Source organism: Halomonas sp. KAO, assembly GCF_015595025.1.
Lineage (GTDB): Bacteria > Pseudomonadota > Gammaproteobacteria > Pseudomonadales > Halomonadaceae > Halomonas.
Genome location: NZ_JADNRL010000018.1, coordinates 32,753 through 39,881 on the forward strand (window position 1 = coordinate 32,753; position 7,129 = coordinate 39,881).

Here is a 7,129-nt window from a genome sequence, read left to right on the forward strand (position 1 = left end):
TTACGTCTGATCCAGAAACATTCAGTGGTAGTGGTTTTCCCCCGGCAGTGCCGGGGGTTTTTTCTCCCGGGCACCCGGTTGTGTCCGAGTGAAGGAGGTATATGACGTGAAGGCACTGAATCGAATTCTAGAGCAAGCACGCCAGGCCCCCCGGCGTATCGTGCTGTGCGAGGGTGAGGATGAGCGGGTGCTGCATGCCGCCATCAAGGCGGCAGAAAACGGCATCGCCAAGGTCATCCTGGTGGGGGAGCATGCGGGTATCAGTCGTAGAGCCGAACAGTTAGGGATCGACCTGGCAGCGATCGAGATCATCGACCCTGCGGTCTCTTCCTTGCGTGAGGGCCTCGCCGAGGCGCTGTATGCACTTCGCGAGAAGAAGGGCATGACACGTGAGCAAGCCGACGCCGCGGTCAGCGAGCCGTTATGCTTTGCCAATCTGCTCGTCCGTGAGGGGCATGCCGATGGCTGCGTCGCGGGGGCGGTCAATACCACCGCCGACGTGGTGAGAAGCGCCATCCAGTTGCTGGGGCTGGCTCCGGGAAGCAAGCTGGTGTCGAGCTTCTTTCTGATGATGCTTTGCAAGCCGTTCCACAACCTCAAGGGCGGCATGATCTTCTCCGACTGTGGCCTGGTCATCGATCCCGATGACGAGCAGCTGTCTCAGATCGCCATGACGGCGGCCGACAGCGCCGAGTCGCTGCTGGGCGAGGAGGCGAGGGTGGCCATGCTGTCTTTTTCGACCAGCGGCAGCGCCCAGCACGGCAACGTGGAAAAGGTGGTGCGGGCGGCACGGCGGGTCAAGGCCGAGCGTCCAGAGCTTGCCATCGACGAAGATGTGCAACTCGACGCGGCCATCGTCGCCGATATTGCCGAGCGCAAGCTTCCCGACTCGAAGGTCAAGGGTAATGCCAACGTGTTGATCTTTCCCGATCTGCAAGCCGGCAATATTGGCTACAAGCTGGCCGAGCGAATCGGTGGCGCCGAGGCCATCGGCCCGCTCCTGCAGGGCTTGGCCAAACCGGCCAACGATCTCTCCCGAGGCTGCAGTGTCGATGATATCTACCATGTTATCGCCGTGACCACCGTGCAGGCACAGGCTGCCGAGGCACGGGACTCGGCCGCCGCCGCCAACGACATCTGAGCCGGTCATGAGCATCGAGGTCCTGTTGCCCTTCTTGGCCATTGCCGCGGTCGCCGGCTATTTTCAGACGGTGACCGGCTTCGGCCTGGGAATGATCGTGATGGGCGCCACCAGTGGGCTGTCCATCACCTCGGTAGCCTCGGTAGCCGCCGTGGTCAGTCTGATGACCCTGGCCAATAGCGCCGTGGCGCTGCCAGGCAAGTTGAAGCTCCTCGACCTGCGAGCCACGGTCGCCACCATCGCCGGTATCATCCCGTCGATCATTGTCGGTGTGCTGCTGCTGGACTACCTCAGTCATAGCGCTGCCAGCGTATTGCGCATCGCCCTTGGCCTGGTGGTGTGTTACGGCGGGCTGGGTCTGGTGCTCAGGCCGCGACCCCGTGAAACGCTCTCCTCGCGGGGCAGCTTCTTTATCAGTGGCATGTTATCGGGGTTGTTCGGGGGGCTGTTCGGTATCGCCGGACCACCGGTCATCTATCAGTGCTATCGCCAGCCGATGTCGCTGATGGCGATTCGCAACATGCTGATTCTTCTGTTCGCCGCCACCTCCGGTATGCGGACCCTGTTTATCGGTGTGCGTGGGGAACTGGATGCCGAGATCCTGATTCTTGCCGCCTGGGCCATTCCGGTGGTGGCCCTGGCGACCTATATTGGTCGCCGCTGCCCACCGCCGCTCTCGGCGCTGGCGATGCGCCGGGTCGCCTTCGTCACGCTGATGCTGATCGGGGGGGGACTGATCGCCTCGGAAGTGCTGTAAGAGTGCTGTAAGAGTGTTGCGTCGGTCATTCGCGGCCCAGCCCCGCCGAGTGGCGCCGGGGGGGGCTGGGCGCATCAGCTTACCGAATTCCCTTATCATCTTGCGTGATAGTACGACTATCCTTGGGCCTCACTCAGCTTCCATGCACCCTGCTCCAGCGGCAGGAAGGCGGCGATGGCGGCGGTCGCGATGACGTGAGTGGTGTTGTTGACGGGATCATGGACATCGAGCCCGCCGTGAACCACCTGGACCTCGGGGCGGCCGCGAGGCAGTTCGGCGCGCAGTGTCTCGATATCGACCCGCTCAGGCTGCTGAACGCCGATGGTCACCTGAACGCGCATCTCCCGATGGTCGATGCCGAGTGACTTGAACAGCACGATGGAGGAGTGGTGCAGGGCATCCTGAACGGCGCGGCAGGCGGCCTTGGTGTAGTCCTCACCGTAGAGGTCGTTGCCGGTACCCATCTCGAGAATGATGCGTTTCTCAGTCATGACGCGGCTCCATATCGAAGGAGACGATGACGGCGGCATTGGCGATCACGCTGGTGCCGCTGCCGTCGGGCTTGTCGATGTCGAGGCCACCCTTGACCACCGTGATGCTCGGCTGGCCGTAGGGGAAGACGCCCAGCAGGGCGTCGCTGTCCACGGCCTCGGGCCGTTGCACGCCGATCTCGACGTCGATCAGCATCGCTTCTCTGGGGAAGTCGAAGGCATCGGCAAGATTGAGGGAGTTGTGCCACAGGGCGTCGCGGATCGCCCGCGCCGCCGCTTCCGTGTAGTTGCGGCTGCGGATCGAAGTGCCCATGCCGAACTGGTGCACCAGGCGTGTCTTGGCCATATCGGTTTCTCCTCACTCCGCGGCGTGATCGCGAATCACGAAGTGCTTGGTGGTGGTCTCGATCACCTCCCAGTAGCCGCGGAAGCCATCGGGGATCAGGAAGGCGTCACCGCCGCGAAAGGTCTGAGCGCTACCATCCTCGGCGATCAGGCGCACATGACCCGACAGGATGTAACAGAACTCGTCGCGATCGGTGAAGGCGTGCCACTTGCCCGGGGTACTGGTCCAGGTGCCGGCGATCATCTTGCCGTCAGGACTCTCGAAGAACAGCGTGGATTCGTGGTTGGGGTCGCCCTCGACCACTCGGTCCGGCAAGTCGGCCAGGCGGCGGCGTGCGGTGGTGCCGGTATCCTTGCCGAAATCGATGACCTGGATTGCCATGATCTTCTCCTCTGAACAGGTAGGGCTGAGGGGTTAGCGGCGGTGGCGTCCGCCGATCAGTTCGACGATCTCATCGAACAGGTGTGTATCGAGCGCCTCGGACATGTCGGTGGCCAGGCAGCGGCGGTAGAAGGGGCTCAGGTCCAGCCCTACGCCCAGGCCCAGCACCTCGACCTGGCCTTCACGCGTGCGTCTGGCGACCACCTCCTTGAGGTGGTTGTCCAGGTAGTAGGTGTCGTTGGTCAGGTTGGTGGCGCTGTCCGCCGGGCAGCCATCGGAGATCACGATCAGGATACGACGGTTCTCCGGTCGGGCGAGCAGGCGCTCACAGGCCCAGTCCACCGCTTCGCCGTCGATGCCCTCGCGAAACAGGTCGGCCTTGAGCAGGGCGGCAATGTCGGTACGAGCGCGACGCCAGCTACGTTCGGCGTCCTTGAACACCATGTGGCAGACCTCATTGAGACGGCCCGGCTCGCGGGGGCGTCCGCTGCGCATCCACTCCTTGTAGGCGCGTCCGCCATTCCAGGCGCCGGTGGTGAAGCCGAGCAGTTCTGTGCCGGCACCGATCATCTCCAGCGCGCGGATCAGGCTCTCGGCCATCATCGTCACCGGGACGATGTGATGTTTCATGGAGCCGGAGCAGTCGATCAGCAGGCTGACGGCGCAGTCGGTGCCCAGCTTGAGCTGTTCGCGATAGAACAGCCGCCGCTCGGTGGGCGAACTGACCAGCTGGGCCAGTCGACGCCCGTCGATACGGCCCTCTTCCTCGCCGAATGCCCAGCCATCCTGGCGAGGCTCCCACAGAATGCTGCCGAGTCGACGTGCCAGGCGAGGGATATTGATGCTCTGTTCGGCGGTGGCCTGATCGAGGCGCTCGCGATATTCGCGGAGCAGGGCGCGGCGTACCAGGCTGCCGGCGTTGACCTCGCGGTCGAAGCGGGTAGTGAAGACGCGATAGGTCGAGGCCGAGTCCTCGAAGACCTTGCTGCGCCCGGTGGCCGCCGCCGCGATGCCAGCGTCGTCGCCGTCGCTGTCATCGAAGTCGAGCAGCAACGCAAAGGCGCCGGTGGCGGCCTCTTCGTGATCGGCGGCATCATCGTCATCTTCGGTCTGGGCCCGCTCGGCGCGTACCCGCTTACCGACGATGGCAGCGATCGCCAGGGCGTGTTCAGCGTAGGCGTCCTGGTCATGACGCTGGCGTCGCAGGCCTTGAAGTGCCGTTCCGAGTTCGCGCACCAGGGAGAAGCGAGTGCTCTCGATGTAATCCTCGGTTTCTTCGAGTACCGGCCGGGCATGCAGTCGTGACCAGCACATCTGGGCCACGGTGTAGAGCAGCAGGCCGATGCTGCCCTCGGTGAGGCCGGAGCGGTAGAAGTCGCGCGACCAGCGCTCGAAGCGCTGCAGCAGGTTATCGGCCATGCCGGGCATATCGTCGGGGACCCGGGTTTCCACCCTCAGCTGCTCGAGAAGCTCGAACACCAACCGCTCGATCGGGTCATCGGGACAGTGCTGTCGATGCAGGGCCATGTCGGAGTGCAGCAGGCGCATCGCCATGCCATCGGCGACGGCCCGGCAGTCGGCGAAGTCATCCTGGGCCGGGTCGATACGCAGATGCGGCGCGTGAGTGGGGAGACGCCTCTCGCCCTGATGGAGGCGCTGCCCGCGATAGTGAAGGTCGGCATGGCCGGTGATGGCACGCAGACTGGCCGCGCAGAGCTCCTCGATCCGTTGCTGCCGGCGCGCCTGCTGTTGGGCGCTTGCAGTCATGACGGCCGGGCCTCCTGCATCCAGGATTCGTCTAGCTCCTCGCCGAAACAGCGCTGGTAGTACTCGGCAACGATGGGCCGTTCGGCCTCGTCACACTTGTTGAGGAACGAGAGCCGGAAGGCCAGGGCGGGATTGCGGAAGATCTCGCAGTTCTCGGCCCAGGTGATCACCGTGCGGGGTGACATCAGGGTGGAGAGGTCGCCTGCCGCGAAGCCCTGGCGGGTCAGGTTGGCGACCGCCACCATGGCAGAAATCAACTCGCGTCCCTTCTCGTAGTCCTTGCTGGGCACTCGGCTCAGCACTATCGCTACCTCTTCATCACGCGGCAGGTAGTCGAGCTTGGCGACGATGTTCCAGCGATCGATCTGGGCGTGGTTGAGCACCTGAGTGCCCTGGTAGAGCCCGGTGAGGTTGCCAAGGCCTACGGTATTGGCGGTGGCGAACAGCCGGAAGTGGGAGTGGGGGTGAATGACCCGGTTCTGATCGAGCAGGGTGAAGTTGCCATCGCGTTCGAGGATGCGCTGGATGACGAACATCACGTCCGGCCGGCCGGCATCGTACTCGTCGAAGATCAGTGCCACCGGGCGCTGCAGTGACCAGGGCACGATGCCCTCCTGAAACTCGGTGACCTGCACGCCGTCGCGCACCACGATCGCGTCCTTGCCGACCAGGTCGAGACGGCTGATATGGCCGTCGAGGTTGACCCGCAGGCAGGGCCAGTTGAGGCGGGCGGCGACCTGTTCGATATGGGTCGACTTGCCGGTGCCGTGCAGTCCCTGAACCATCACGCGGCGGTTGCGAGTGAAGCCGGCCAGGATCGCCAGCGTCACATCGGGGTTGAAGCGGTAGGCCTCGTCGACCTCCGGCACGTACTCGTCACGCTCGCTGAACGCGGGTACCTCGAGGTCGCTGTCGATACCGAAGAGTTCACGGACCGAGCGCATGACGTCGGGTTTGGCATTGATCAGATCTGTCATCACTGTCTCCTCGGCCGTCGTCGGCCGTTGACCTTGAGCCCTGCGGCCGTCGTGTTGCCGGGCTTGGCGCGTGAATGGGCGATTGTTGTGCTATGAGCAGTTGTTGTGCTGCGAGCGTGCCACGTCGAGCGATAGGCCGATAATAGATCAGTTTCTCAAAAAGAATCAAATCGTACCGATTTATGAAATATCGTGTTGACGTTAGGATCTCGGCGATCTAGAGTGACATCGCATTCCGCAAATCGGAATGATTCATTCCATAATAAAGAAAGCCACATAGCGCATTTCGACAGTGTCGCCTCGGAGGACCCTCATGAGCACAGAGAACACCACAGATACCCGTCAGGTCGTGGAAGGCAAGCAGAAGATGACGCCCTCGGAGGCCTTCGTGGAGACCCTGGTCGCCAACGGCGTCACCGACATGTTCGGCATCATGGGCTCGGCGTTCATGGACGCCATGGACATCTTCGCCCCGGCCGGCATCCGCCTGGTGCCGGTGGTGCACGAGCAGGGCGCCGCCCACATGGCCGATGGCTATGCCCGTGTTTCGGGCCGCCACGGCACGGTGATCGGCCAGAACGGTCCCGGCATCTCCAACTGTGTGACCGGTATTGCGGCGGCCTACTGGGCACACAGCCCGGTGGTGATCGTCACCCCCGAGGCGGGCACCAACGGCATCGGCCTGGGCGGCTTCCAGGAGTGCCACCAGCTGCCGATGTTCCAGGAATTCACCAAGTACCAGGGCCACGTGACCCACCCGGCGCGGATGGCCGAATACACCGGACGCTGTTTCGACCGGGCGATGTCCGAGATGGGGCCGACCCAGCTCAACATCCCGCGTGACTACTTCTACGGCGAGATCGAGTGCGAGATTCCCAAGCCGGCGCGTCTCGACCGCGGCCCGGGCGGCACCAAGACCCTCAACGAGGCCGCCGAGCTGCTGGCCAATGCCAAGTTCCCGGTGATCGTCTCCGGTGGCGGCGTGGTGATGGCCGACGGCGTCGAGGCCTGTAAGGCGCTGGCCGAGCGGCTGGGTGCGCCGGTGGTCAACAGCTACCAGCACAACGACTCCTTCCCGGCCAGCCACCCGCTGTGGTGCGGCCCGCTGGGCTACCAGGGCTCCAAGGCCGGCATGAAGTTGATCTCCCAGGCCGACGTGGTGGTGGCACTGGGCACGCGCCTGGGGCCGTTCGGCACCCTGCCGCAGCACGGCATGGACTACTGGCCGAAGGATGCCAAGATCATCCAGATCGACGCCGACCACAAGAT

Annotated in this window: 8 protein-coding genes; 3 read left to right on the forward strand and 5 right to left on the reverse strand. The window is 63.8% G+C overall.

The annotated features are described in order from the left end of the window. Positions 1-106: 106 nt before the first annotated feature. Positions 107-1,141: a phosphate acetyltransferase gene (gene pta / locus IOC61_RS06070; protein ID WP_195687977.1), complete on the forward strand. Its 1,035-nt coding sequence runs from the start codon at positions 107-109 to the stop codon at positions 1,139-1,141. 7 nt (positions 1,142-1,148) lie between these two features. Continuing rightward, on the forward strand, positions 1,149-1,898 hold the full coding sequence (locus IOC61_RS06075) for a sulfite exporter TauE/SafE family protein (RefSeq protein WP_195687978.1): 750 nt from the start codon (positions 1,149-1,151) through the stop codon (positions 1,896-1,898). 116 nt (positions 1,899-2,014) lie between these two features. On the opposite strand, the gene IOC61_RS06080 is transcribed toward IOC61_RS06075, so the two are convergent. The 5 genes from IOC61_RS06080 to IOC61_RS06100 are packed head-to-tail and all read right to left on the reverse strand — an operon-like array spanning position 2,015 to position 5,860. Then, the gene (locus IOC61_RS06080) at positions 2,015-2,389 is read right to left on the reverse strand and encodes a Lin0512 family protein (protein WP_195687979.1); all 375 of its coding nucleotides are present in this window, start codon (positions 2,387-2,389) and stop codon (positions 2,015-2,017) included. Next, positions 2,382-2,735, reverse strand: coding sequence for a Lin0512 family protein (locus tag IOC61_RS06085; RefSeq protein ID WP_195687980.1), 354 nt, complete (start codon positions 2,733-2,735; stop codon positions 2,382-2,384). Before IOC61_RS06085 ends, IOC61_RS06080 begins: the two co-directional genes overlap by 8 nt. A 12-nt stretch (positions 2,736-2,747) precedes the next feature. Then, a complete protein-coding gene (locus IOC61_RS06090) occupies positions 2,748-3,116 on the reverse strand; it encodes a cupin domain-containing protein (RefSeq protein WP_229332964.1) in 369 nt (122 codons plus the stop codon). A 33-nt stretch (positions 3,117-3,149) separates the two neighbouring features. Then, on the reverse strand, positions 3,150-4,883 hold the full coding sequence (locus IOC61_RS06095; RefSeq protein WP_195687981.1) for a cobaltochelatase CobT-related protein: 1,734 nt from the start codon (positions 4,881-4,883) through the stop codon (positions 3,150-3,152). After that, the gene (locus IOC61_RS06100; RefSeq protein WP_195687982.1) at positions 4,880-5,860 is read right to left on the reverse strand and encodes an AAA family ATPase; all 981 of its coding nucleotides are present in this window, start codon (positions 5,858-5,860) and stop codon (positions 4,880-4,882) included. The genes IOC61_RS06095 and IOC61_RS06100 overlap by 4 nt, the downstream gene beginning before the upstream one ends. Before the next feature lie 313 nt (positions 5,861-6,173). On the opposite strand from IOC61_RS06100, the gene IOC61_RS06105 reads away from it, so the two are divergent. Next, positions 6,174-7,129, forward strand: a 956-nt coding sequence (locus IOC61_RS06105; RefSeq protein WP_267491277.1) for a thiamine pyrophosphate-binding protein, incomplete at its 3' end; no start/stop codon positions are given.

Bases quoted from the DNA above. Each gene is read 5' to 3' on its own strand.
- IOC61_RS06075 (WP_195687978.1), top strand. From the start codon at position 1,149: ATGAGCATCGAGGTCCTGTTGCCCTTCTTGGCCATTGCCGCGGTCGCC.
- IOC61_RS06080 (WP_195687979.1), bottom strand. From the start codon at position 2,389: ATGACTGAGAAACGCATCATTCTCGAGATGGGTACCGGCAACGACCTC.
- IOC61_RS06085 (WP_195687980.1), bottom strand. From the start codon at position 2,735: ATGGCCAAGACACGCCTGGTGCACCAGTTCGGCATGGGCACTTCGATC.
- IOC61_RS06090 (WP_229332964.1), bottom strand. From the start codon at position 3,116: ATGGCAATCCAGGTCATCGATTTCGGCAAGGATACCGGCACCACCGCA.
- IOC61_RS06095 (WP_195687981.1), bottom strand. From the start codon at position 4,883: ATGACTGCAAGCGCCCAACAGCAGGCGCGCCGGCAGCAACGGATCGAG.
- IOC61_RS06100 (WP_195687982.1), bottom strand. From the start codon at position 5,860: ATGACAGATCTGATCAATGCCAAACCCGACGTCATGCGCTCGGTCCGT.